The organism is Streptomyces sp. NPDC090119 (assembly GCF_044747085.1).
In the GTDB taxonomy this organism is placed as follows: Bacteria; Actinomycetota; Actinomycetes; order Streptomycetales; family Streptomycetaceae; genus Streptomyces.
In genome coordinates this window covers 221,250-245,164 of record NZ_JBIVDK010000004.1, presented here as the reverse complement: position 1 = coordinate 245,164, position 23,915 = coordinate 221,250, and the positions used below count along the sequence as shown (strand labels likewise).

20 protein-coding genes and 1 pseudogene are annotated in these 23,915 nt (G+C 73.2%); 14 read left to right on the top strand and 7 right to left on the bottom strand.

All coding sequences use genetic code 11. The features are described from left to right. Positions 1-16: 16 nt before the first annotated feature. A complete protein-coding gene (locus ACIPPM_RS18920) occupies positions 17-505 on the top strand; it encodes an MATE family efflux transporter (protein WP_401448975.1) in 489 nt (162 codons plus the stop codon). Here ACIPPM_RS18920 and ACIPPM_RS18915 read toward each other — a convergent pair. From ACIPPM_RS18915 to ACIPPM_RS18895, 5 genes and pseudogenes are all read right to left on the bottom strand, one after another. Next, positions 420-1,361, bottom strand: a complete 942-nt coding sequence (locus tag ACIPPM_RS18915; protein WP_401448973.1) for a M56 family metallopeptidase — start codon at positions 1,359-1,361, stop codon at positions 420-422. The two genes, ACIPPM_RS18920 and ACIPPM_RS18915, sit on opposite strands and share 86 nt — an antisense overlap. Next, positions 1,358-1,753 carry a BlaI/MecI/CopY family transcriptional regulator gene (locus ACIPPM_RS18910; RefSeq protein WP_401448971.1) on the bottom strand — a complete coding sequence of 132 codons (396 nt, stop codon included), beginning with the start codon at positions 1,751-1,753 and terminating at the stop codon, positions 1,358-1,360. Before ACIPPM_RS18910 ends, ACIPPM_RS18915 begins: the two co-directional genes overlap by 4 nt. Before the next feature lie 76 nt (positions 1,754-1,829). After that, on the bottom strand, positions 1,830-3,137 hold the full coding sequence (locus tag ACIPPM_RS18905; RefSeq protein WP_401448968.1) for a copper amine oxidase: 1,308 nt from the start codon (positions 3,135-3,137) through the stop codon (positions 1,830-1,832). 40 nt (positions 3,138-3,177) lie between these two features. After that, a complete protein-coding gene (locus ACIPPM_RS18900) occupies positions 3,178-3,954 on the bottom strand; it encodes a Tat pathway signal sequence domain protein (RefSeq protein WP_401448965.1) in 777 nt (258 codons plus the stop codon). Positions 3,955-4,123: 169 nt separating this feature from the next. Beyond that, positions 4,124-4,742 (bottom strand): annotated as a pseudogene (locus ACIPPM_RS18895) (TOPRIM nucleotidyl transferase/hydrolase domain-containing protein). Between the two features lie 76 nt (positions 4,743-4,818). On the opposite strand from ACIPPM_RS18895, the gene ACIPPM_RS18890 reads away from it, so the two are divergent. The 3 genes from ACIPPM_RS18890 to ACIPPM_RS18880 all read left to right on the top strand — a co-directional run bounded on the left by ACIPPM_RS18890 (position 4,819) and on the right by ACIPPM_RS18880 (position 7,758). Further along, complete coding sequence (locus ACIPPM_RS18890; RefSeq protein WP_401448962.1) at positions 4,819-5,328, top strand: 2'-5' RNA ligase family protein; 510 nt, start codon at positions 4,819-4,821, stop codon at positions 5,326-5,328. 111 nt (positions 5,329-5,439) lie between these two features. Then, positions 5,440-5,847 (top strand): FKBP-type peptidyl-prolyl cis-trans isomerase, encoded by a 408-nt coding sequence (locus ACIPPM_RS18885; protein ID WP_401448960.1) that lies wholly within the window; start codon positions 5,440-5,442, stop codon positions 5,845-5,847. 174 nt (positions 5,848-6,021) lie between these two features. Continuing rightward, positions 6,022-7,758: a DUF4157 domain-containing protein gene (locus ACIPPM_RS18880; protein WP_401448957.1), complete on the top strand. Its 1,737-nt coding sequence runs from the start codon at positions 6,022-6,024 to the stop codon at positions 7,756-7,758. Positions 7,759-7,782: 24 nt separating this feature from the next. Here ACIPPM_RS18880 and ACIPPM_RS18875 read toward each other — a convergent pair whose 3' ends face one another. Both ACIPPM_RS18875 and ACIPPM_RS18870 read right to left on the bottom strand, forming a co-directional pair. Continuing rightward, positions 7,783-9,024, bottom strand: coding sequence for a hypothetical protein (locus tag ACIPPM_RS18875; protein ID WP_401448955.1), 1,242 nt, complete (start codon positions 9,022-9,024; stop codon positions 7,783-7,785). A gap of 262 nt (positions 9,025-9,286) precedes the next feature. Then, on the bottom strand, positions 9,287-10,639 hold the full coding sequence (locus ACIPPM_RS18870; RefSeq protein WP_401448953.1) for a hydrolytic protein: 1,353 nt from the start codon (positions 10,637-10,639) through the stop codon (positions 9,287-9,289). Positions 10,640-10,855: 216 nt separating this feature from the next. Between ACIPPM_RS18870 and ACIPPM_RS18865 the strand changes: the two genes are divergently transcribed. From ACIPPM_RS18865 to ACIPPM_RS18820, 10 genes are all read left to right on the top strand, one after another. Then, on the top strand, positions 10,856-11,563 hold the full coding sequence (locus ACIPPM_RS18865; protein ID WP_393593362.1) for a LuxR C-terminal-related transcriptional regulator: 708 nt from the start codon (positions 10,856-10,858) through the stop codon (positions 11,561-11,563). Positions 11,564-11,784: 221 nt separating this feature from the next. Then, positions 11,785-14,922 carry a hypothetical protein gene (locus tag ACIPPM_RS18860; RefSeq protein ID WP_401450106.1) on the top strand — a complete coding sequence of 1,046 codons (3,138 nt, stop codon included), beginning with the start codon at positions 11,785-11,787 and terminating at the stop codon, positions 14,920-14,922. Beyond that, positions 14,919-15,626 carry a DUF4255 domain-containing protein gene (locus tag ACIPPM_RS18855; RefSeq protein ID WP_401448950.1) on the top strand — a complete coding sequence of 236 codons (708 nt, stop codon included), beginning with the start codon at positions 14,919-14,921 and terminating at the stop codon, positions 15,624-15,626. Before ACIPPM_RS18860 ends, ACIPPM_RS18855 begins: the two co-directional genes overlap by 4 nt. Further along, on the top strand, positions 15,623-17,668 hold the full coding sequence (locus ACIPPM_RS18850) for an ATP-binding protein (RefSeq protein WP_401448948.1): 2,046 nt from the start codon (positions 15,623-15,625) through the stop codon (positions 17,666-17,668). Before ACIPPM_RS18855 ends, ACIPPM_RS18850 begins: the two co-directional genes overlap by 4 nt. 141 nt (positions 17,669-17,809) lie before the next feature. Beyond that, a complete protein-coding gene (locus ACIPPM_RS18845) occupies positions 17,810-19,363 on the top strand; it encodes a phage tail sheath family protein (protein ID WP_401448946.1) in 1,554 nt (517 codons plus the stop codon). Positions 19,364-19,411: 48 nt separating this feature from the next. Continuing rightward, the gene (locus ACIPPM_RS18840) at positions 19,412-19,852 is read left to right on the top strand and encodes a phage tail protein (protein WP_388999042.1); all 441 of its coding nucleotides are present in this window, start codon (positions 19,412-19,414) and stop codon (positions 19,850-19,852) included. Further along, positions 19,849-20,346: a zinc-ribbon domain-containing protein gene (locus ACIPPM_RS18835; RefSeq protein WP_031183844.1), complete on the top strand. Its 498-nt coding sequence runs from the start codon at positions 19,849-19,851 to the stop codon at positions 20,344-20,346. The genes ACIPPM_RS18840 and ACIPPM_RS18835 overlap by 4 nt, the downstream gene beginning before the upstream one ends. Further along, on the top strand, positions 20,343-20,501 hold the full coding sequence (locus tag ACIPPM_RS18830) for a DUF6760 family protein (protein ID WP_401448942.1): 159 nt from the start codon (positions 20,343-20,345) through the stop codon (positions 20,499-20,501). The genes ACIPPM_RS18835 and ACIPPM_RS18830 overlap by 4 nt, the downstream gene beginning before the upstream one ends. A gap of 1,345 nt (positions 20,502-21,846) precedes the next feature. Further along, on the top strand, positions 21,847-23,409 hold the full coding sequence (locus ACIPPM_RS18825) for a hypothetical protein (protein WP_401448940.1): 1,563 nt from the start codon (positions 21,847-21,849) through the stop codon (positions 23,407-23,409). Positions 23,410-23,462: 53 nt separating this feature from the next. After that, positions 23,463-23,888: a phage tail protein gene (locus tag ACIPPM_RS18820; RefSeq protein ID WP_031181814.1), complete on the top strand. Its 426-nt coding sequence runs from the start codon at positions 23,463-23,465 to the stop codon at positions 23,886-23,888. Positions 23,889-23,915: the final 27 nt, after the last annotated feature.

Sequence of the window (23,915 nt, the reverse complement as noted above, 5' to 3'; positions counted from 1 at the left end):
CTGCGCGGCCACGGTCATGACCGCCGTCGGCCTCGTCTATCTCACCCTGCCGCGCCTCGTCCTGGCCCCGATCCTGACGAACGGCTCCGCCCGGGCCATGACCATCGCCGGCCAACTGCTGATCGTCACGGCCTTCCTGCAGTTCTTCGACTGCGCCCAGAACATCGGCGTCGGTCTGCTGCGGGGTCTGGACGACACCAGGAGCGGTTTCCGGATCACCGTGATCGGCTACTGGGCCGTCGGCCTGCCCGCCGCATGGCTTCTCGCCTTCGCCCTGCACCTGGAGACGGTGGGAATCTGGCTCGGCCTCCTCACCGGCCTGGCCGCGACCGCCCTGCCCTGCTGCGCCGCTACGACACCGCGCTCACGGCGACACACCCCCAGCCCGTTCCCAGCACATGAGACGGCCGCACGCGCCCCTACTCCGCGCCGATCAGCCGCCGAGCCGCGTACTCCACGTACTCGTGCAGTCCGTAGGCCAGTCCGAGAGCCGCCACCGCCGTGACCACCACGGTTCCCGCCAGGGCGACGGCGGCTCGCCGGGCGCCCCCGCGCGGGGCCGTCGGCTCGGGGCGGAGCAGTGCCTCGACACGCCGTGGCACGGGGCCGTTCACCGCCGACAGCAGTGGATAGGCGCCGCCACGGCGGTGGGACGAACCGGCCAGGGCCGCCCGTGCGATGGCCGCGGCGGCGATCCGGCGGTCGCCCATGACTCGGGCCGCGCTCTCGTCCGCCCACCGCTCCAGGTGAAAGGCGAGCGATGCGCGCAGCCCCCGCAGGGCCGGGTGGACGACGGTGGCGAGGTCGACCACCGCCGACAGCAGGTGATGGCGCCCGGCCAGATGAGCCCGTTCATGCGCGAGCAGCACTTCGCGCTCGCCCGCCTTCAGCGTCCGCACCGTGCCGGAGGTCAGCACGACCCGGCCGGGCCGCCCCTGGTACGCGGGGAGCGCGAAGGCGTCCACGTCGGCGGCGGGAATCACCAGCACATCCCCGTCACCCGTCCCTTCACCGGCCAGCTGCCAGGCCCGCCGCAGCAGCGCACGCTGCCGCGCCCACCGGCGGACCAGCAGCACGGCCTGGACGAGCAGAACCGCACCCGCCGTACCGGCGAACGGCACCGCGGCCGGCCACTCCGCCAGCACCTGGGCGAGGGACATCCGCTCCAGGGCGGCGAGGAACGGTACGTGGAACAGACCGACCAGCGCCGCGGTCGTGCCGCCTGCCAGGAGGACCGCCGCGCCCGCCAACGCCCAGGACGCCTCACGAGGCGGCAGCACCAGGGCCAGGCGCCGGGCGACCAGGGCGGCGCCCCAGGGAAACCCCAGGGCCAGCACGACCAGGGCCAGTACCCAGGTCACTCGGGTTCTGCCTCGGCCTCGGTCTCGGCCTGGAGCAGCAGGCGTCGCAGCGTCTCCTCGTCGCTCTCGGACAGGGAGGACACGAACCGCTTCAGGACCAGGTCGCGGGCGGGCTCGCTCTCCAGTTCGCGGCGCATGCGGTCGGCGACCAGCCCCGCCGCGTCCTCCACCGGCTCGTACGCGAAGCCGCGTCCCGCGGGGGTACGGCGCAGGACGCCCTTCTCGAAGAGGCGGGTCAGGGTGGTGGCCATGGTCGTCCTGGCCAGCCCCTTGTCGAGGGCCGTGTTGACCTCCTGCGCGGTCAGCGGCCTGCCGGCCTCCCACAGCACCGCCAGCACGTCCGCGGCCAGCTCGCCGTGGGCCCGCCTCTCCTCCCGACGCTTGTCCGGCATTCTCTCCCCGTCCTTGGGCCCGCAGTTTTTCGGACAGCCAACGTACCGCCCCGTCGACAACGGTCCGTCGCCGACCTCAGGAGTGGGGATGGCCGTTCACACCGGCCAGGTCGCGCGGGGTGAGCGGGTTCATGGCGGTCACGTCACGCGGGGCGAGGGAGAAGCCCTGCCAGTGCACCGGCATCGGCTGCTGGTCCTCGTCCCGGGCGATGTGGTGGAAGCCGATGTTCACCCAGGTGATCGGGTGGGTCAGCGTCTCCCCGTTCACGAACCTGTCCACGCCGGCGGGGCTGCCGTTCGGGCACCCCGGATTGTTGCTCGCGTACTGCTCGCACGCCTTGTACTGGGTGAAGAACACGTCGTGCCGGGTGTACGGGCGCCCGGGGTGCTTCTGGCTGGCGCCGGGCACGATCTCGTAGGAACGGGGGTGGCCGTCCTTGTTCTTGCCCGCGGTGCTCACCACGCGCCACCAACGCATGTCGGTGCGGTCGCCGCTGAGTTCCTTGGTGATCGGCGTGCGACGGGTGGTGGTGGTCGGGCTGCCGCGTCCGCTCGGCGGGGTGACCTTGGAGTCGTACTGCTCGGCCTTGGTCCTGGTGGAGCCGTCGAGGTTGAAGTCCAGCCGCCAGAACACGTTGTGGGCGTGGCTCTCGGCCTTGGCCTGGGCGCCCTTGCCGATGGGCCAGCCCCGGGTGTCGCCGCCGTCGAAGTCGTAGGGCGAAAGGCTGCCGGTGGCGCCGACGTTGGAGCTGATGGTGCCGTCGGAGGCGAAGCGCCACTCGGTGATGTACTCGTACCACGACGCCTTGTTGACGGTGTAGACGAGCAGGTCCTTGCCCTGGGCCGTGTAGAGGTGGCCGTTGCCGTCGGTGCTGGCGTCGTTGTTGAGGCGGTAGGCGTGCCCGCGGGCGCGGGTGGTGACGCACAGGCCCGCGACGGTGCCCCGGTCGGGAACCTTGACGGACTTGATGGTGCCGCCGGGGCATTCGTCGGGGCGGAGCTTCTGCAGTTGCTGGCCGAAGTCGGTGCCGGTGACGTCGTCGTACTCCGCGTCGCCGTCGTCGTAGGGCACGTGGACCTGGGCGAGACGGGCGCTGGCGAGGACGCGGATGGGCTTGGCCTCGCCCTTGGGCTGGTAGCCGACCTTGTCCAGGATCAGGCCGGAGAGGGTGTTGTAGTGCCAGCACATGCGCCAGGTGGTGCCGCCGTCGAGGGTCTGCTCGATCTTGTAGGCGGTGCTGCAGTCGGCCGGGGCGGGCGCGGCGGGTGCCGCGGCCGCGGGGCTCACCAGGGCGAGCGGTGAGCCGAGGAGGGCGACGGCCGTGAGGATCGTCGCGGCCCGGTTTCGGGCATGCCGGAACAGGGTGCCGTACGGGACATGCATGACTGGTCGGCTCCTTCGCCGAAGAGGGAAGAGCGGGAAGTCAGCCGAGACGGCCGACGGAGCGGGCGCTGAGGTCGACGACGAAGGCCCGGGTGTCGATCCAGGGGCCGTTCCTGACCTTGGCCACGACCTGCAGACAGCGGTGCTCACCGCACGCCTCGAGGGCGGCGGGCAGTCGCTCGACGGTCTCCTTGCGGAAGACGAATCCGCTGAGGTCGAGGTCCGCGGGTCCGGTGAGGTTCTTCCCGGTGGCCTTCCGGTAGTCCTGCTTGAGGCCCTTGCCGTGGGCGTCGGCGATCAACACGCGGGCCGCTTCGGTGAGTTCCGCACCGCTGGGCGGTGGCTGCACGTGCCGGGCCGTGGTCGTGGAGGTGACCTTGCCGGTTCCCAGGTCCACCGTCCTGGTGGTGGTGACGTTCGCCTGGTAGTCGTAGTAGATGATCTCCGCGCGGCGAGCCCCCCGGCCCGTCGCGTCCTCGGCGAGGTTGGTGGCGATGCGCTGCGGGCCGCGGTCTCCCTCGACGTCCCGCGCGGCGGCGCTCATGCCGCTGCCGCGCAGTGCGATCTGCTCGGCACGCGCGGTCTCGGCGTCGGTGAGCGGGTCGCTCCCGACGCCGTGTTCCGGCTCCCGGGGCGCGGCCTCGACCTTGCCCGCGGGTGCCACGGCGTCCTGGCTCGCGGTACCGGCCGACTCGGCGCGCACCCCGGTCTCCGTCTGCTCCGGGAGCGTGACGGCTAACAGCAGGGCACCCGTGGCCACGGCGAGCGATCCGCCCGCCACGACCTTGCCGAGGTGACGTTCGATGACATGCCGCACATGATCCTCCTGTCCGACTCGGCACCCCATGTCGCGGATGTGCCGACGGTGCGTTCAGGCGGATAGACGGTCACCACTCCCTGAGCGTTGCCTGTGAGACCGAATCAATGACGACAATTCAGATGACGTGTGTGTCAAGGCTGTTGAGAGCAGAGGAGCCGATCGGCGGTCACAGGCTCGCGAGCAGGCCATCGAGCGGCGCGGGCACCTGGTCCGGTTCGAGGGCCTCGGCGAGTACGCGCCCGTAGTGGATCTTGCGCCCCTTCTTCGTGCCGAGGAAGCGCCGCAATTGCTGCTGCGGGGTGCGGTCCCGCTGGGCGGGCTGGCCGAGGAAGATCTCCAGGGACCGCAGGTCCCCCTCCGCGCGTACGAGGTCCTTCACCCGGGTCACCCCCAGCGCACGGATCAGCTCCTCCTCCAGGTCCGCCACGCACACCTGGAACCCGTGCCGCGGGGCACCCGCCCTCTCCAGGCCGCGGACGTAGTAGCGGTACTCCGCCTCGTCGCACATGCCGGTGAGGCGCAGGTCGAGGCCGGGCGGCCCCAGGAGACGGGCGAAGTGCCCGACGTTCATCGCGCCGCCCATCGGCAGGACACAGATCCCCTCGGCCGCCAGGTCCCTGCTCCGGCGCGCGGCCAGCGCCGTGACCGCCGCCGCGTCGCTCGGCCCTTCGAGCAGCACGACCACCCGGACCGGCAGCCGGTCGGCCAGCTCGCGCGCGAGCTCGCCGGACCCCCCGGGCCATCCACCCCGTGACCGCGTCCCGGAACGCCCCCATGTCAGCCATGCCACGAGTCTGGTCGTTCCCGGCCCGCGACGACAGGGAATATCCGCCGGTGCGGCCCGCGCCCTACGCTGGTCCTGTGCGCACGGTGGAGCTGCTGCCCGATGAAGCGACCGAGGCACGGGTACGGCGGGTCTGGGCGTGGCTCGCGGCGGCGGGGATGCCCAGCCTGGCCGGTCACCGGCACCCCACGAACCGGCCCCACCTCACCCTGACGACCGCGTCCGAGCTGCCCCGGGACGCACGGCCCGCGCTGACGGCCGCGCTCTCCGTACTCCCGCTCCCCCTACGGCTGGAGCACACGCTCCGCTTCGAGGGACGTACCTCGGTGCTGGCCTGGCGCGTCGTACCCGATGCCGCGCTGGCCGCCCTCCAACGGCGGGTGTGGGAGCTGCTGCCCGGGGCCGGTAACCCGCTGTTCGAGCCGGACGACTGGGTACCCCACCTCACCCTCGGCCGGACCCGCTCCAGGACCGGCCCATGGCCCGCGGACCTCCTGCCCACCGAGCTGTCCGAGCCCTGGGAGGGAACCTTCACCGCGGCACGGAGCTACGACAGCGAGACGCGGACCGTGCAGTGCCTCACCTAGACGTGGTCCACGCCTGCTCCGGGGCGGCCCGTGCGCTCGGTAACGTGACCCCCTGTCCCCATGTCCGGCTGGTCCGGGCGCCGGCTTCAGATGGAGAGTGACGAAACCGCGATGAGTGAACCGACGAAGCCCGAGGTCGACGTTCCCGGGGGTGACGCTCCCACCGAGCTGACCGTCCGGGACCTGGTCGTCGGGGACGGGGCCGAGGTGAAGCCGGGGATGGTGGTCCGGGTCCACTACGTCGGGGTGAACTTCGCGTCCGGGAGGGAGTTCGACTCCTCCTGGGACCGGGGCGAGCCGTACAAGTTCGCCCTGGGCGGCGGCAAGGTCATCAAGGGCTGGGACCGGGGGGTGCGGGGCATGAGGGTCGGCGGTCGGCGCGAGATCGTCGTCCCGCCGCGTCTCGGCTACGGGAATCAGTCGCCGTCGCCGCTGATCCCGCCGGGCTCGACCCTGGTCTTCGTGGTGGACCTGGTGGACGTGTACTCGGGCCCGGCCGGGTGGAGCAAGGGCCGGTAGCCGGGACCGGTGCGGGCCGCCCGCCCCGCACACCGCTGGCCATGGGCTTCTCCACGGGCACGGTTCTCACACAGGCACCCTCCGGGCAACCCCCCTGCCCCGCCACTGCCTCGGGCGTCCTGGTGGGCGCGGTGCGGGGCGGTCACCATGGAGGTACGTGAGGGAAGGTGCGAGATGGCGACACACCAGCGGCGGGGTCGGCAGGGCGGCCAGGGTGACGAGACGGCCGAGGGCCGGGGTGCGGCTTCGGCCCCCCGGACGGATGCCGTCGTAGCGGCCGGGCCGGAGCGGGCGGTGAGTCCGGGCAGTGTCGCGGCACTCCAGCGCTCGGCCGGGAACGCCGCCGCGGCGGCCGCCGTGCAGCGGTCGTCGGTGCATCGGGTGCTGCGTAAGGCCGGGCGGCCGCTGGACACCTCGGTGCGCGGGGAGATGGAGGCCCGGTTCGGCACCGGGTTCGGGGACGTGCGGGTGCACAGCGGGCCGGACGCGGAGCGGTCCGCGACCGAGATCGGCGCCCGTGCCTACACCGCGGGCAGTCATGTCGTACTGGGGCGCGGCGGCGGTGACAAGCACACCCTGGCGCACGAGTTGACGCATGTCGTGCAGCAGCGGCAGGGGCCGGTGTCCGGTACCGACTCGGGGCACGGCTTCGCCCTGTCCGATCCGGGGGACCGTTTCGAGCGGGCCGCGGAGTCCAACGCGCACCGGGTGATGTCCGGCCCGGTGCCGGACCGGTCCGGCACGGACTCGGGGCCGTCCCGGGACGGCGCGGCCGGGTCGGTGCAGCGGGCGCCCGCCACGGACTCCGGTCCGGTGCGGCGGGCCGCCGCCGCGGACCCCGCGATGGTGCAGCGGGCGCTGACCATGACGCTGGAGAACGCGACAGTCGCGCACTACCTGCCGTCGAAGGAGGGTGCGGAGGCGGCGCGGGACCTGCCGATCCAGCGCCCGCACGAGGTGAGCGGGCCGGTCCGGAAGACCGGCACGAAGGGCAGGGCCGCCGCTCCCAACCCGATCGCGGTGGGCAAGCTCCAGCAGGCTTACAAGGTGCGGGCGCGCGCCAACAAGTGGAAGGTGCCCAGCGAGGGGGAGGTGTGGAAGGACCTGTTCGGCGGGGCCGGGTACGACCGCGGGCACGTCATGGGTCTGGAGGTCGGCGGTGTGGACGACTCCAAGAACATCGTCCCGCAGTGGTCGCTCAACCAGGGCACCGGCATGTGGCGGCGCATGGAGCGGGCGCTCGCGGATCTCGACGCGGGCACCGTGCGGTTCGTGGTGCACTACGCGTCGGCGAACGGCACCCAGCGTGCGGTGATGGTGCCGACACGGATCGACGTCTACCACGACGGCGCGCACTACAAGCAGTGGGAGAACGAGCCGGACACCAACGACCTGATCAGGGCCGGGGCCGACCCGAGCGACATCTTCACCTTCTACGAGAAGGCCATGAACACCCTCGGTCTCAGCTCCGGCGACACCCTTACGAGCGGGGAGATGGACGACTTCGTCTACAAGGCGATGAGCACGGACCGGGCCGACATTCTCGCGCACGACGACTACCACAAGGCGGTCACCGCGGACAGCACGCCGGCTGCCGACGCCGCCGACCAGCACGAGGCGGGCATCTCCAAGTCCGACATCCCCCTGGACCGCCGCAAGAAGCAGCTCGAACGGTACGTGGCCGCGGATCTGGTGACCCGGAACGGCACGGGGGACACGGCCACCTACACGCTGCGCGACGTTCCGGACCTCGCGCCGGACAGTGACTCCAGCTCTTCGAGCGGTTCGGACGTGGAGATGTCCGAGGGGTCCCAGTCTCCGGGGCAGCCGTTCCTGACGATGAACTTCGACTCGCAGAGCAGCGGGGAGGAGTACCAGGACTCCGACGACCAGATGTCGACCTCTCCCTGACCGGGGCGTCGCCCGGCGCCGTCATCAGGCGCCGGGCGAACCCGAACGGGGCGATTCCCGCGCGGAGTTGGCCCGTGTGTTGTGCGGGGTGGTGGACTCCCGGAAGCGCAGGTCGCGCCCCTCGCGGCGGAACAGGTCGTCCACGAAGGCGTCGAGGGCGTCGAGCTCCTCCTCGCGCGAGTAGATGTCGACGAGGGCCTGGCGTTGGTCCCGGTCGATGATCCGCTGCCGGTCGAACCACGACTGGTCGGCGGGCGCCTGGGGCAGTCCGTCGAACTCCTTCTGCGTACGAACGTGGAAGCTCTCGACCGGTTCGAGGACGGCCGGGCCGCCGCCCGGGGCGTCGTGGGCGTGGTAGACGACGAAGACCAGCCCGTCCACGGCGCCGTCCCCGATCCGCTTGCGCAGCTCGGGCCACTCCAGGGTGCTGAGCACGCTGGAGCCGACGGTGCCGTCCAGGGCGTGGGCGGTGACGGTGCCGGTGAGGGCCTGGACGTAGGTCGTCGACAGGCGCTTCCAGAGCGCGGCCAGGGCGTCGGAGGCACTCCAGTTGGACAGGCCGAACAGGAGGCCGTCGAAGATGCGGCCCTGGACGGACGCCTCCAGGACCACGCCCCGGCCCACGCCCGCGTCCTCGGTGGGGATGGCCGAGTTCATCTTGGCCCAGAGCTGTCCGTGGTCCGCCGAGGCGCCGGCGACCCGGTCGAGCGACTCCTGGAAGCCCTCCTTGCCCTGGTGCCGGGCGTACCAGGAGTACTGGACGCGGTGGCCCTGCACCCGGGGGTCCTGGAATCCGGCGATGATCCGGCCGATGGCACCCCCGTCCACCCCGGTGGGCCGCCCGGCCCGCAGGTCGGCCTCGATGTTGTCGAGGAAGCCCTCGATGCCGGAGGTGAAGCCGTCCATGTTCTTCAGCGCCTCGATCCTGCCGATGCGCTGGAGGAGTTCGGCCTTGTCCTGGGCGAACTTGATCTGCTGCCGGTCGGCGAGGGGCACCGACGGGGCGGACGCCTGGGAGCTCTCGGTCTGCTGCGATTCCTGTGACTTCTGCGAGGTGCGCGAGGGTGGCCGCGAGGACTCGGGCGAACGCTGGACGACGTCCTCGGACTCGGACCGGGCGTCCGCGACCAGCCGGGACACCGCCGCGTTGCCCGCCGACCGCTGGAGGGCCAGGAGGGGAGGAGCCGGTGGGCCGCCCGGCCGTGCCCGATCGGTGTCGGGACCGTGCGTTCCGTCCCGGTCCGTCCCGTGTCTGTGTGTGCGCACCGCGCTCCCTCACCCCGGTCGAGCGGAACCGGATCATGACGGTGATCCCGCTCCGATGCTTAGAGGAGATCAAGCCAAGTTTGATTCATAGTCAATGACGCCTACACGCGGTTACCGAGAGAAATTCAGGCAAGACACCCGAACATAGTTGAGCAAATTCGGTCATTTGCGCGACAGGACCGGGGTCCGTTTTCCGGACTCCCGGCCCTGTCGCGGCTTTGCATCACGGCGCGTCTCGCAGAGCATGGGCGTGACGCCCAAGTCACCTGATGTCGCTGAGCACTCCGCTGACGTTGAGCACCTCATGGCACTCCTGGGCCCGCCTGCCGGTGGCGGGGGTGCCGGGCTTGGCACAGGTGACCTGGGCGGTGACCGTGTCGTTCGCGGCGATCCTGATGGGGGTGACCCAGTGATAGTCCTGGTTGCGGAAGGTCTCCAGCGCGATCGTCGTGATCTTCCGGTCACCGAAGTTGATGGTCAGCACCCCCTCGTCGCCCTGGAAGTTGGCCACGACGATGTCGGTGACCTGGAAGACCTTGTCGGCGGGGACCGTGTACGTGCCGGTCTTCTCCGCGCCGCCGCCCGTCTGTACGTCGATGGTGGCCGAGCTCTGGCCGCCGCCCGCGGCTCCACCGCCGCCGCCACCGCCGGTTCCCGTCCCGGTGCCCGTACCGTCGCCGCCACCCGTGCCCGGCTGACTGCCCGCGCCACCACTGCCGGTGCCGGGCCGCCCGCCGTCGGCTCCGGTGCCCGGACCGGCCTGCTCGCTGCCGCCGGGGGTGGGCCGCTGCTGGACGACCTCGTCGGCCGCCTCCTTGGCCGCGCTGCGCACGGCGGGCCGCACCAGGGTGAACCAGGCGAGGAGCAGCGCGATCAGGGCGGCGAGCACGGCGAGCAGCCACTTGGGGAAGACCGGGATCTGTACGAACTCCGCGTCCAGCGGTGTACGGATGGCGTCGGTCGGTTCCGGCTGCGTGGCCTCCGGTTGCGCCGTCTCGGCGACGGTGACCGTGAACGGCCAGATCACCGGGGCGCCGAACCACACCGGCTTGCCGATGCGCGCCCGCAGGCCGACCTCCGCCGACTCGCCGGGCTCCAGCGTCTGTTCGGCGGGCTTGACGGTGAAGCGCAGTTCCTCGCCGGGCTGGGCGGGGGTGAAGCCCAGGGTCACCGGGGAGTTGCCCTCGTTGCGCAGCGCCAGCCGGTAGCGGCCGCGCAGCCAGCCCCGGCGACGGCGCGGGGCGATCTCGGCGCGCAGCTCCCGGAACTCCTCGACGCGCACCGTCGATTCGGGCACCCGTACCGCCTCGGGGTGCTCGGTGGGCAGCACGCGCACGGCGAGCGGCAGTTCACCGGCCCGGACCTCGGGGGACCTCGGGGGTTCGAGGCGGATGGTCACCGTCTCGGAGGTTCCCGGGTACAGGGACACGCGCGCGGGCTCCACCGTGGCCCAGGCCGCGCAGTCGCCGACCACCTCGAGGCCGTATGCCTCGACGATGTCGCTGTCGTTGCGGACGGTCAGGGTGGTGGTGGCGAGGCCGCCGGGCGTCACCGACACCGCGGGGATGTCGGAACCGGGCGCGCCGGGGCTTGGGGTGGGTGCTGGAGACGTCACACGGTGACCGTATGACGGGGCCCCCGCACTTCGGAGAGACGCGAGGGCAAGCCCGCGGGCAGCGCGTGTGCCCCGGACAGCGCTCCCCTACTCCCTTCGGGATAGCACCAGTTGACTTTCGAAGACCCTGCGCGGGCCGACTTCCGCCGCTCGGTCCCGCACGTTGCTCCACGGCGCGTCGCACCACCCCCCACACGTTCGATGGAAACAGGACTCATGACCACGAGCTGCCCTCAGGCCAACCATCCCGCTCCCGCCGCCCACACCGCGCCCTGGACCACCTCGGCCCGGCGGCCCGAGCGGGTGTCCGTCACCGTCTACGCCCCCGATCCCGTCCTCTACGTCGGCATCGTGCACCAGTTGCGCCAGCGTCCCGAGATCGAGTTCGTGGAGGCCGGGTCGGCCGACAGCGCCCAGGTCTCCCTGATCACCGTCGACACGGTGGACGACGAGACATCGGCGCTGCTCAACCGGCTGCGCCACAACTCCGCGACCCGGACCGGCCTGGTGGTCGGTACCTTCGAGTCGGGTGACGCTCTCCAGCGCGCCATAGACAACGGTGTCGCCGCGGTGCTCCGCCGTGCCGAGGCCGACCAGGACCGGCTGCTGCGTCTGGTCCTCGCCATAGCCAACGGCGAGGGCATGCTGCCCGGCGATCTGCTCGCCAAACTCCTCACCCACGTCGGCAGCATGCAGCGCTCCTCCCCGCTCGACCCGCGGGCGGCGTCGCTGTCCACGCTGGCGCCCCGGGAGACGGAGATGCTGCGGCTGGTGGCGGAGGGCCTGGACACCGGGGAGATCGCCCGGAAGACCTCGTACTCCGAGCGCACCGTGAAGAACGTGCTGCACGAGGTGATCACCCGGTTGCAGCTCCGCAACCGGGCCCACGCGGTCGGCTACGCCCTGCGCAACGGCCTGATCTGACAGGTGCGTTGACCACCGGCTGTCGGCACACTGCCCGAAAGCCCCTCCACCCCTTCCCCCGAGAGCGTCCCGTCGGCCCTGCCGCACCGGGGACGGCGGCGCCCAGGATGGCGGGCGGTTGTGGATGAGCGGAGTGCGGACGGTGAGGTGGGCCCGTGACGGGCACGGACAAGGCCGGCGGGTGGCGGTACCCGCTGGAGCGGATCGGCCTGGCATTGCTGATGCTGGTCCCCTTGCTGGCGGTCACCGCGGCCGCCGGTCCCGGTACGGCGAAGGCCCGCCCGCGAGCCGGTGACGCGGCGGCGACCCGGATCGCCTTCGCGGGTACCCGGCACCGCAGCCTGGGCCGGGTGGTGACGACGAAGTCCAGCACCCCGCTGTTCGGCGCCGGTGCCACCCACTACGACGTGGAACCCTCGGCGCTGGGCGCTCAGTTGGTGTTCGCCAGCCGCCGGGACGAGCGGAACCCGCAGGTCTACCTGCGGGCCGCCGACGGCTCCGTGGCCAAGCTGACCAGCGGCCGGGACGCGGCGCACCCGCGGCTGACGCCGGACGGCCGGTCGGTGGTCTTCGACTCCGCCGAGCCAGGCGGCCCCGGTGGGGCGACCCAGCGCGACCTGTGGCTGGTGCGCACCGACGGCACGGGCCTGACCAGGCTGACGAACACCCCGGCCGACGAGGAGTGCCCGACGGTGTCGCCGGACGGGCAGCGTCTGGCCTATTCCAGCACCACCGACCCGCTGGCCGGGCAGCAGATCTACGTCCGCCCGCTCCAGGGCGGCAACGCGAACCGGGTCACCGGTCCGGAGAACGGCACGGCGAGCGATCCGGCGTGGAACCCGCTGGACACCGCCGAGAAGCGCGACATCATCGCGTACACGGCGACCACCGCCGACGGCCCCAAGCTGCGCTATGTCTATGCCAGTTCGGGTGACGGCGGCCCACTGCTGGGCGCTACGGAGGCAGGCTGGCGTACCCATGGGGCAGCGTGGTTGCCCGATGGGAACCAGCTGCTGTTCCTCAGCCCGGACCGCGACTGCACTTGCGAGGGCGACTTCGACCACGTCTTCAAGACGGTCGTGCACTCCGACAACGACGCCAACCGGTCGCTGGTCCTGACCGAGGACCGCGAGGTCGGCACGGTCACCTGGCTCGGACCGGTGGACGGCGGCGGGGCCGTGGTGGACCGCGTCACCGCGGCCGGACCGCATGTGGTGACCCTCCAGGACGCTCGCGCGGACGGCTCCGACCCCCGCGACCTGGGTCTGACGATCCTGAACGAGGACCCGGCCGCCGACACCAACACCGACCCGACGAAGGACCCGCTGTTCCAGCCCGCCGCCGGGTCCGACCCGTGGACGGAGCGGCAGAACTACACCCCGGACGGGCGGCGGATCGTGCTGACCCGGTTCGAGGACTCCGACGCCGGACGCGTCGAGCGGATCTGGCTGGCCGACGCCGACGGCTCCAACGCGCGGCCCCTGCCGCTGGCCGGTCGCGGCGCGAAGGACTGGGACACCGATCCGACCCTTTCCCCCGACGGCAAGTCCCTCGCCTTCCGGCGTACTTCACCCGGTGGCACCGGCGACGCGGCGGGGCCGAGCCGGGTGCTCGTCGCCGACGTGGCGACCGGCGCGCTCCGGGGCACGATCACCCCGCCGGCCGGGCAGGCGCAGGGCACCGACGCCCAGCCCACCTGGTCCTCGGACGGCACCCGGCTCGCCTTCACCCGTACGCAGGTCATCAACGGCGGCAACGGCAACAAGCACATCTGGACGGTCCCGGTCGACCGCCTCGACCAGCAGCGCGACCTCAGCGCCGCCGACTGTCCCGGCGCCTGCGACGTCATCGACGACAGCCCGGCCTTCTCCCCCGACGGGCTGACCATCGCCTTCAACCGCAAGGCGGGCGGCGGTCGCGTCGACCAGCAGGGCGGGCTCCTGCTCACCTCGGTGTCGGGTGACGACTGCCGGGTGCTGCTGCCCGCCGCCGCCCGTGGTCTGCCGGGCGCCTGCGGCCGGGAGCTGCCGGACGCCTCGGCCACGGGTCCGTTCCAGCCGCGGGACGCCGCCTGGACGGCCGACGGTACGAGCCTGGTGTTCAGCTCCCGTGCCGAACTCGCGGCGAACAGCCCGGAGAAGCTGAGCCGGGTGGACGTGGAGTCGGGCGCCCTGACCCCGCTCACCACCGGGCTGGGGGGCCGCCAGAAGGAGCCCTCGGTGCAGCAGTCCGTGGACCTCGCGGTACAGGCCCCCGACACGTCGGGGCGGGTGATCGTCGGCCGTACCGGCACCGTCCGCGTCGACGTCGTCAACCAGGGCCCGGCGGCCTCGCCGGGCACCCGGTTCACCGTGGCGCCGCCCCTCGGGGCGACCGTCACCGGGCTGACCGCGCCCGGCCGGAACTGCGACGTGCGCGGCCTCACCTGCGACCTCGGCGTGGTGCCGCCCGGCGCGACCGTCCCGGTGACCGTCACCGTCACCGGGGTCACGCCCGGCGACCAGCCGCTGGACTGGTCGGTGACCGGCGCCGTGCTCGACCCCGACCCGAGCGACAACACCGACCGCACGGTGGTCCCGGTGCGCGAGGCGCCCGCGCCGCCCGACCCGACGCCGAGCCCGACCCCGCCCACCCCGACGCCGACGCCGCCCACGACGCCTCCGGTGCCGCCCGCGCCCCCGGCGCCGCCGGTTCCGGAACCCCCGGCGCCGAAGGCCGGGCCGGGCGTGACGGTCACCGCCAATCCGAACCCCGGCTATGTCGGCGGCCGCGTGGTCGTCACGTACACCGTCCGCAACGGCCGCAACGCGCTGGCCACCGGGCTCCGGCTGCGCATCGGCCTGCCCGCGAACATCCCGAACAACGGGCGCCCGCCGGGCTGTGACGCGGGCTGGCTGTGCGCGCTGCCCGATCTGGCGCCCGGTGCCCGCAGCACCCTCCAGGTCGTGCTCAGCCCGAAGAAGGCGCTGACCGCCACGGTCACCGGCAAGCTGACCACCACCGGCACGGACGCCGACCGGGGCGACAACTCCGCCCGGCAGCGGCTGCGTGTCCTCCAGCCCCGGATCATCGCGGTGCCGCCGATCGGCAAGCCCGGCTTCGTGACCTCGGTGCGCGGCAAGGACTTCCCGCCGGGCGTGCCGGTCCGGTTCCGCTGGAAGCCCGGCATCACGGCCGCCGCCGCGCCGACGGTGCCGCTGCCGGACGGCACGTTCATCGGGCAGCTGCTGATCCTGGCCAAGGACCAGACGGGCCCGCGCACCATCACCGCGAGCGGCCCCGGCTTCTCCCCGGTGAAGACGGACTTCCTGGTCGTCAACGGCAGCGTGCAGCCCCCGGACGAGGTGACCCGCCGATGATCCACGAGGTCGACGAGGCCCTGCGGGGCCTGCTGGAGGAGTCCGGGCTCGCGGCGTCGGGCGTCGAGGTGGTCTTCGACGCGCCGACCAGCGACTGGGCGGCCCGGCGCAGCGCGCCCACGGTGTGCGCGTTCCTGTACGACGTCCGGGAGGACAACTCCCGGCGCAACAGCAGCGCGGGCGAGATCTACGACGAGGACGGCTTCGTCGTCGCCCGGCGCTCGCCCGCCCGGTGGTTCGAGCTGACGTATCTGGTCACCGCGTGGGCGAGCCGCCCGCAGGACGAGCACCGGCTGCTGTCCCAGGTGCTGACCACCCTGGTGTCCACGGACACCCTGGCCCCGCATCTGCTCACCGGCACGCTGGCCGAACTCGGCCTGATCGTGGGCATCGACGGGGGCGGCACCGGTCTGGACGCCCCGGCCGCGTCCGACGTGTGGTCCGCGCTCGGCGGCGAGCTGAAGCCCTCGCTCGGGGTCCGGGTACGGGCGCCGCTGGCCGGCATCGTGCGGGTCGCCGCGCCGCCGGTCACCGAGGGCGTGGTCGTACGGTCGGTGCCCCGGTCGCAGCCGGACGAGCCGGAGTCGGCGCGCCGACTCCGCTACGCGGAGATCGACGACCCCGGCGGGGAGGGCTTCGGCGGCTCCCGGGAGCGGCGGCCCGCGCCCGCCCGGCGCCGCAGGAGGGGTGACCGCCAGCCATGACGCACACCGTGGAACCGGAGCTGTGGCGGCGGCTGGGCATCGTGGAGGAGCGGGTACGGAAGGCGGTCGCCGCGCGACGGGCCGTCGACCCCGACCCGGACGACCCCTACCGCGGCCAGTACCTCACCCCCGAGGCGGCACAGCGCGTCCTCGACACCCGCGCCGAACCGTCCGCGACCGAGCCCGAGCAGCCTTCGGAGGGCTCCGAACTCGGCCGCCTGGCTACGGACTTCGACCTCACCCCCCTCGACCTCGACCTGCTGCTGGTCGCCCTGGCCCCCGACCTGGACGCCCGCCTGGAGCAGCTCTACGGCTACCTGAACGACGACCTCACCCGGCGCCGCCCCACGATCGGGCTGGCCCTCGAACTGTGCGGGCACACCGGGCGGTCCCCGGCCCGGTTCCGCCTCTCCCCCGGCGCGCCACTGCTCACCGGGGGCCTGCTGGAGGTCCATGACCCGGAACGGCCGCCGCTGTCACGGGTGTTGGTCGTGCCGGACCGGGTGACCGCGCATCTGCTGGGCGACACGGCGCCGGACGCCCTGCTGGGTTCCGTGCTCGGGGAGCGCACCGCCGACCCGGCGGCCGACCCCGCGCTGGTCCGGCGGGCCGCCGACGCGGCCCGGAGCGGCACCGGGCATGTGCACCTACGGGCAGTCGGCGGTGCCCCCGAGGGCCTGGCGGACGCCGCCCTGCGCGAAACGGGCCGCACACCGCTGGTCCTGGACGCGACGGCGCTGTCCCGGCACGCCCGCGACCTGCCCCGACTGGCCGCGGCCGCCGCCCGCGAGGCCCGGCTGACCGGCGCCGGGGTGGTGCTCGGCCCGCTGGACGACCTCCCCGACAAGCCGTCCGAGCGGACCCATGTGCTGCGCACGGTGTGCGCGGCGCTGTCCGGCATTCCGCTGTTCACCTACGGCTCGCAGGTCTGGGACCCGGGGTGGGCCGTCCGTACCCCGGTGTCCTTCACGGTGGGCACCTCCTCGCCCGAGCAGCAGGCCGTGCGGTGGCGGTTCGCGCTGGAGGCGGCCGGGGCCCCGGACGGCTCGGGCAGCGAGGACCTGGCGCGTGCCGTGTCCGCGCACCGGCTCGACTCGGGGCAGCTCCGGCGCGCGGCCGACGCGGCGGTGCGCACGGCCGCGCTCTCCGGGCGCCCGGTGGACGCCGAGGACGTACGGACCGCCGTACGGGCGCAGAACGGCGCGGGCCTCGCCCGGCTGGCGCGCCGGGTGGAGCCCGCGGTCGGCTGGGACGACCTGGTGCTGCCGCCGCGGACCCTGAAGGGGCTGCGCGAACTCGCGGTGCGCGCCCGCCACCGCGACCAGGTGCTCGGCCAGTGGGGCATGCGGCCCGGCGGCGGCCGGGGGCGTGGCGTGATCGCGCTGTTCGCCGGGGAGTCCGGCACCGGTAAGACGATGTCCGCCGAGGTGGTCGCCACCGACCTGGGCATGGATCTGTACGTGGTCGACCTGTCGACCGTGGTGGACAAGTACATCGGGGAGACCGAGAAGAACCTGGAACGGATCTTCACCGAGGCGTCGGCGGTCAACGCGGTCCTGCTCTTCGACGAGGCGGACGCGATCTTCGGCAAGCGCTCCGAGGTGAAGGACGCCCGCGACCGGCACGCCAACATCGAGTCGGCGTACCTGCTCCAGCGCATGGAGTCCTTCGACGGCATCGCCGTTCTGACCACCAACCTCCGGGCCAACCTGGACGAGGCGTTCACCCGGCGGCTCGACGTGGTGGCCGACTTCCCGATACCGGACGCGGCGCAGCGGCTCGCCCTGTGGGACCGCTGTCTCGGTGACCGGCTGCCGCGCGCCGAGGACGTCGACCTGACGTTCTGCGCGGATCGCTTCGAGCTGGCGGGCGGCTCGATCCGGTCATGTGCGGTGACGGCCGCGTATCTCGCGGCGGAATCGGGGAACGAGCTGACCATGCGGCAGGTCGTGGAGTCGGTCGCGCAGGAGTACCGCAAGCTCGGCCGGCTGGTGCTGGCCGCCGAGTTCGGTTCCTGGCTCGCGCAGGTCACGGGCGCCTGACCCTGCACGCGCGGTGCGGCCCGTCCGCCCGCGCGGGCAGCCGGGCTGCCCCCGGGCAGGGCCCGATGTCCCCTGCCTCCGGGCACGGCCTGAGGAAAGGGTGGAGGAGACCCGGACCGCAGGACCCGTGAAGGAGCGAGCATGCCGACGTACCTCACCCCAGGTGTTTACGTGGAGGAGGTGCAGTCCGGTGCTCGCCCGATCGAGGGTGTGGGCACCGCCGTCGCCGCGTTCGTCGGCTTCGCCGAGGAAGGGCCGTTCCACGAGCCCACGCTGGTGACGAGCTGGGACCAGTACAGCCGCCTGTTCGGCGGTTTCGTGCAGAGCGCGTACCTGCCGCACTCCGTCTACGGCTACTTCGCCAACGGTGGTGGCTCCGCCTACATCGTCCGCATCGGCGGCTCCGCCGACGACTCCTCCGCCCCGGCCGGTGACGGCGCGCGGCGCGAGCAGGCGGCACTCGCCGTCGAGGTGGGCGGCTTCCAGATAGCGGCCAAGCCCGGCGTGACCGGCGTGTCCATCGAGATCGCCGACCCGGAGGGCGAGAACCCGCCGGAGGACCGCTTCCGCGTCCTGGTCCGCCAGGGCGAGCAGGTCGCCGAGACCTACGACGCCTCGACCCGCCGCAACGTCAAGGGCTACCTGCCCACCCAGGCGCGCGGCTCGAAGCTGATCGAGGTGACCGAGCAGCGCGGCGGGAACCAGACCCGCCCGGCCGCCCAGACGATCGCCGTGCCGGACGCCCCGGCCGCCCCCGCGCCCGCCACCTCCGGCCAGGTGGCCCGGCTGAACCCGGCGGAGTACGTCGGCGACGCCGACGCGCGCACCGGCTTCGCCGGGCTGGAGAGCGTGGACGAGATCACCATGGTCGCCGTCCCCGACCTGATGAGCGCCTACCAGCGCGGTGACATCGACGCCGAGGGCGTGCGCACGGTGCAGCTCGCCGTCATCTCGCACTGCGAGCAGATGGGCGACCGGGTCGCCGTCCTCGACGCCCCGCCCGGCCTCTCCGCGCAGGCGGTCCGCAACTGGCGCAACGACGAGGCGGGTTACGACTCCCGCTACGCCACCCTGTACTACCCCTGGGTGCGGGTGCTGGACCCAGCAGCCGGGCGCAACATCACCGTCCCGCCGAGCGGGCACGTCGCCGGTCTGTGGGCCCGCAGCGACGCCGAGCGCGGGGTGCACAAGGCGCCCGCGAACGAGGTCATCCGCGGCGCGGTCGACCTGGAGCTGCGGCTGAGCAAGGGCGAGCAGGACCTGCTCAACCCGATCGGCGTGAACTGCATCCGCACCTTCCCCGGCCGGGGTGTGCGGGTCTGGGGTGCGCGCACCCTCTCCTCCGACCCGGCGTGGCGCTACCTGAACGTGCGCCGACTGTTCAACTACCTGGAGGAGTCGATCCTGCTCGGCACCCAGTGGGTGGTGTTCGAGCCGAACGACGACCGGCTGTGGTCGAGCATCCGGCGCAACGTCAGCGCCTTCCTCACCGAGGAGTGGCGCCGGGGTGCCCTGTTCGGGCGGACGGCCGCCGAGGCGTTCTACGTCAAGTGCGACCGGGACAACAATCCGCAGGAGTCCATCGACCAGGGACGCGTGGTCTGCGAGATCGGTGTCTCGCCGGTCAAGCCCGCCGAGTTCGTGGTGTTCCGCCTGGCGCAGTTCTCCGACAGCACCAGCCTCGTCGACGAGTGACCTCCGTCGCTTCCGGCACTTACCCACCCAGAAAGGTGACAGACAGTCATGGCTGAGGGCGATGCTCTTTCCACCCACATCTTCGGCGTCCAGCTCGGCGGCTACCTGGTCGAATCCATCCAGGAGATCAGCGGCCTGAGCGTCGAGGAGGAGGTGGTCGAGGTCCGGCAGGTCAGCTCCGAGGGCAAGCAGATCATCCGCAAGCAGCCGGGCGCCCGCCAGGCAGGCGAGATCACGATCACCCGCGGGCTCGACCAGAGCAGCGAGTTCACCTCCTGGATCAAGGAGACGCTGAACAACGGCGCGGTGGACACGGCGCGGCAGAACCTCACCATCGAGATCAAGGACTCCACCGGTGAGACCGTGCGGCGCATCCAGCTGATGCAGGGCTGGGCGTCCAAGTGGGAGGGCCCGTCCCTCAAGGCGGGCGAGTCGGCGGCCGCCACCGAGTCCGTGACCATCGTGTTCGAGGAGATCATCGTCGAATGAGGCGCCGTACGGTGACCGCGGGCAACCTGGACGAGATCCTCCAGGCGACGGCTCCCGCGAAGGACGAGGCCGAGGCGGTGTCCAAGCCGTTCACGCCCGCGGCGCCGCCGCGCCAGGAGCCCGCGCTGCGCACGGAGTTCGAGTTCGAGCTGCCGCGCGGGTACGTCGACGAGGCGGGCACCGTGCACCGGCACGGCTCGATGCGCCTGGCCACGGCCCGCGACGAGCTGCGCCCGCAGATCGACCTGCGGGTCAAGGAGAACCCCGCGTACCTCAGTGTCGTGCTGCTCAGCCAGGTGATCACCCGGATCGGCACGGTCACCGATGTGCACGCGGGGATCGTGGAGCGGATGTACGCGACCGACGTCGCGTTCCTCCAGGACTTCTACCGGCGCGTCAACAGCGAAGGGCACACGCGTGCGGCGGTCACCTGCCCGCACTGCGAGGGCGGCTTCGAGGTCGACCTCTCGGGTGGGCGCCTGGGGGAATCGTGACGTACGCGCCTTCCCGGCTGCGGGAGGAGATCGCGTACGTCGCCTACCACTTCCACTGGAGCCGCGAGGAGATCCTCGACCTGACCCATGGCGAGCGCCGGGAGTGGGTCTCCGAGATCGCCCGCATCAACACCCGCGTGAACGAAGGCGGTTGACCGCATGGGATGGCGAGACAGGGTGCGTCGGCCCCGGCCGTCCGCCGCCGAGAACGTCGGCAGCACCGGCTCCACCTCCGTGGAGCGGGCGTCTGCCGGCGTCGGCGCGCCCGAGGGCTGGGACGGCGGCTGGCGTGCCGCAGCCACGCCCGAACTGACGGTGTCCCGCGCCCCGTTGGCGGTCAGTGACGGCCTCGGTTTCCGTGCGGGGCTGGCGGCTTGGCGCGACCCGTCCTTCGACACGGGCCTCGCGCACGGGGTGCTGTCCTCGGCTCCGGCCGGACTGGTGCGGGGAGTCGCCCGACCCGCCTCGGCGTCCGGGGAGACGTTCAGCGGCGGCGGGCCGCTGCTGCTGCGTGCGGTGCGGCGGGAGGAAGCGGAGGAGGTCGCGCCCGCGGTCGGGGAGCGGCTGGAGAGGGTCGTCGCCGGTCGGTCCCGCGAGGGGGAGCGGTCGGCGGGGTCCGGGTCGGCGTCGGCGTCCAGGAAGGGCGCGAAAGGCGCGGAGGGCGGGCGGTCCGGTGGGCCCGCGGTGCAGCGGCGTGCGGCTGACTCCGTCGAGGAGCAGCGTGGGCTCACGTCCTCGGTGTCTCCGGCTGTGCTCGGCGCGGGCGAGGCTCCGCAGGTGCAGCGGGCGGCCGTGACGCCGACCGCGGCGCCGAGGGCGTCGCTTCCTGTGGTGCGGCGCGTTGCGGTGGTGGAGCCCCGTACGGGTGGGGCCGCTTCGCCGGGTCCCGTGCCGACACGTTCCACCGCTCGTCCCGAGAGTGCTTCGGCGCCGTCCGGCAGTGACAGCGGGCGCGCCGCTGCCGCCTCCCCCGCTTCCGTACGTCCGCTTCCCGTGGGCCGCTCGCTGATCGTCGCCCGGCGGCCGGTCGGTCCTGTGCGCCGGGTGGCTCCTGTGGCGAGCGCCGCTCCGAAGGCGGCCGCGCCCGCCGCGCAGGCCGAGCCGGAGCCGCAGGCCGCTCGGGCGGAGCAGGCGGACCGGACGACGGTTCAGCGGCGTGAGGGGAGCCGTCCGCCGCTGGGTGAGCCGTTGACCCAACTCCCGCCTACCGCAGTGCCGATGAAGCAGGGACCCGTGGCGGGGAACGCTCCGGGGCCCGCGCTTCCCGTGGTGCAGAGCCGGGCGGAGCCGACGGCGACCGGGGAGCGGCCCGTGCCGTCCACCGAGCCTGTCCAGCGCCGGGTCGAGCCTCAGGCTCCCCGCATCCGGACGGGTCTGGGGGCACCCTTGTCCGAGCTGCCTCCGACGGCCGACGTGCCCGGAAGCCGACAGCGGTCGGGGCGGGCGCCGGTGCAGCGTTCCACCGCACCTACACCGCAACAGCTGTCGCAGAAGCCTCTGTTGAGCGGACCGGATCGCGGCGCCGAGTCCACGCCCGACGCCGTCGTCCAGCGCCGCGCGACCACGGACCCCGCACCGACCGGCGCCCCCGCCGACTCGACGCCCCTGACCGTGGCCCGTCCGAACACCCCCGCGCAGGAGACGCCCGGCACCGCTGGCAAGGACGCCCCGGCGTCCAAGGACACGCGTCCCACGGCACAGCGCGCCCCGGCGAATCCGGCTGCCACGCCCCGCACCTCCGAGCGCCCGACCCTGGGCGCCCCGGAGCGGCAGAGTCCCGTAACCCCGGCCACGCCCCCCGGCGGCCGGAACCCCGCACGCCCGGCCACGACCCCCGATCGCCCCGCCCCCGGCGTCGGCCAAGGCGCGGTGCCCCTGACCCCGGCGCGGCCGGGCACGTCGGCCCCCCAGGCGTCCGGCACCAACACAGCGTCCGGCGCCAACCAGGCTTCCGTGCCGCCGACTTCGACCCGCCCGAGCACGCCCGGCAAAGCTCCCGCCAACGCGCCCGGCACCGGTCAGAACTCGGTCCCCCTGACCCCCGCCCGCCCGGTCAAGCCCAGCGTCCAGACCTCCCGCACCGACCAGCACCCGGCACGCCCGGCCACCCCGGCCCACCACGCACCCGGTACCGCCCAGTCCCCCACGGCCTCGGCTCCGGGGCACCCCGGCATGCCCACCCGCAGAACGCCCGGCGCATCCGGCACGCAGGAGACCGCAGCACCCCGTACACCTGGCACCCCGAAGAAAGCGGCACCCGGCGCCACCCCCCTGGTCGTAGCCCGGTCGGTCACCCTCACCGGTCAGCCCACCCCCACGGCCGCCCTCAAGCCGTCCCCCACCCTGAACCTCCTCCCCGCCCGTCCCCTCACCCTCAGCACCGAGGCGACACCCCCCGTGGCCGCGCCCGCGCAGCGCAGGACCGCCGAACGACCGGTGGTGGCCGCCCGCTGGGCACGCGAGTCGGCCGGGACGCAACCGTCGGCGCCGGTCCAGCGTGCGCCCCAAACCCCGGCCGCCCGCACCCCCCGCCCCACCCCGCTGGCCGCGACCCCCAACGCCCCCGCGCCACGCCCGCTCCCGACGACGGCACCCCAACCGCCCGCCGTACAGCCCTTCCTGGTGAACGCCCCCGCCCGCGAGACCATCGCACCGGCCCCCGCGCCCGTGGTCCGTCCCACGCACGTCCAGCGGGACACCGGCGGAGCGCACGCGACCGCGTCGAACGCCGCGCCCCCGCTGGTCCGCCCCGCGCAGATCCAGCGGGACACCGGCACGGCGCCCGCCGTACCGCACCCCGCTCCCCCGGTGTTCCACACCCAGATCCAGCGGGACACGGGCGGCACCACCACCCCGCCCGCCCAGGGCGTGCCCGCCGACGTGCCCACGTCCACGAAGCAGCAGGTCAACGGCGCAGGCCACGGCAAGCTGCCCGCCCCCGAGTCCTCCACCGACCTCGACGACCTGGCGCGCCGCCTGCTGGACCCCGTCGCCCGTCTGCTGCGCAACGAGCTGCGCAGGGGCCGGGACCGCACGGGCCGCCCCTTCGACGGCCGTCGCTGAACCTCACGCCCCACACCCACCCCGAACGCCCCACGGACGGAAACCCGAGCAGCATGACCGACAACATCTTCGCCACGAGCGTGTTCTTCCGGCTCGCCATCGGCGGGAACGACCTCGGCGCCTTCCACACGTGTTCCGGCATGGGTGCCCAGGTCGAGATGGAGACGTACGCGGAGGGCGGGAACAACGGGTTCACCTGGCAGCTGCCGGGCCGGGTGACCTGGTCGAACATCACGCTGACCCGGCCGGTCACGGCGGACACGGCGAAGATCGGCCGCTGGCTGGACGAGACGCTGCGCCGGGTGGAGCCGAAGGACGGCGAGATCGTGGCGCTGCGCCCCGACCTGAGCCGCATCATCGGCTGGCAGGTGTACGGGATCGTGCCGGTGCGCTGGCAGGGCCCGTCGTTCGACCCGGCCAGTTCGCAGGCGGCGGTGGAGACGCTGGAGATCGCGCACGAGGGGCTGGTTCCTTCCTGACCGCCCGCTCGCCCCACGCAGTCCCCA

What these genes read in the sequence shown, in the direction of transcription:
- ACIPPM_RS18840 (WP_388999042.1), top strand. Translation starts at nt 19,412, where the DNA reads ATGGCTGAGGGCGATGCTCTTTCCACCCACATCTTCGGCGTCCAGCTC.
- ACIPPM_RS18920 (WP_401448975.1), top strand. Translation starts at nt 17, where the DNA reads ATGACCGCCGTCGGCCTCGTCTATCTCACCCTGCCGCGCCTCGTCCTG.
- ACIPPM_RS18885 (WP_401448960.1), top strand. Translation starts at nt 5,440, where the DNA reads ATGAGTGAACCGACGAAGCCCGAGGTCGACGTTCCCGGGGGTGACGCT.
- ACIPPM_RS18845 (WP_401448946.1), top strand. Translation starts at nt 17,810, where the DNA reads ATGCCGACGTACCTCACCCCAGGTGTTTACGTGGAGGAGGTGCAGTCC.
- ACIPPM_RS18865 (WP_393593362.1), top strand. Translation starts at nt 10,856, where the DNA reads ATGACCACGAGCTGCCCTCAGGCCAACCATCCCGCTCCCGCCGCCCAC.
- ACIPPM_RS18855 (WP_401448950.1), top strand. Translation starts at nt 14,919, where the DNA reads ATGATCCACGAGGTCGACGAGGCCCTGCGGGGCCTGCTGGAGGAGTCC.
- ACIPPM_RS18910 (WP_401448971.1), bottom strand. Translation starts at nt 1,753, where the DNA reads ATGCCGGACAAGCGTCGGGAGGAGAGGCGGGCCCACGGCGAGCTGGCC.
- ACIPPM_RS18905 (WP_401448968.1), bottom strand. Translation starts at nt 3,137, where the DNA reads ATGCATGTCCCGTACGGCACCCTGTTCCGGCATGCCCGAAACCGGGCC.
- ACIPPM_RS18835 (WP_031183844.1), top strand. Translation starts at nt 19,849, where the DNA reads ATGAGGCGCCGTACGGTGACCGCGGGCAACCTGGACGAGATCCTCCAG.
- ACIPPM_RS18820 (WP_031181814.1), top strand. Translation starts at nt 23,463, where the DNA reads ATGACCGACAACATCTTCGCCACGAGCGTGTTCTTCCGGCTCGCCATC.
- ACIPPM_RS18880 (WP_401448957.1), top strand. Translation starts at nt 6,022, where the DNA reads ATGGCGACACACCAGCGGCGGGGTCGGCAGGGCGGCCAGGGTGACGAG.
- ACIPPM_RS18850 (WP_401448948.1), top strand. Translation starts at nt 15,623, where the DNA reads ATGACGCACACCGTGGAACCGGAGCTGTGGCGGCGGCTGGGCATCGTG.
- ACIPPM_RS18860 (WP_401450106.1), top strand. Translation starts at nt 11,785, where the DNA reads ATGCTGGTCCCCTTGCTGGCGGTCACCGCGGCCGCCGGTCCCGGTACG.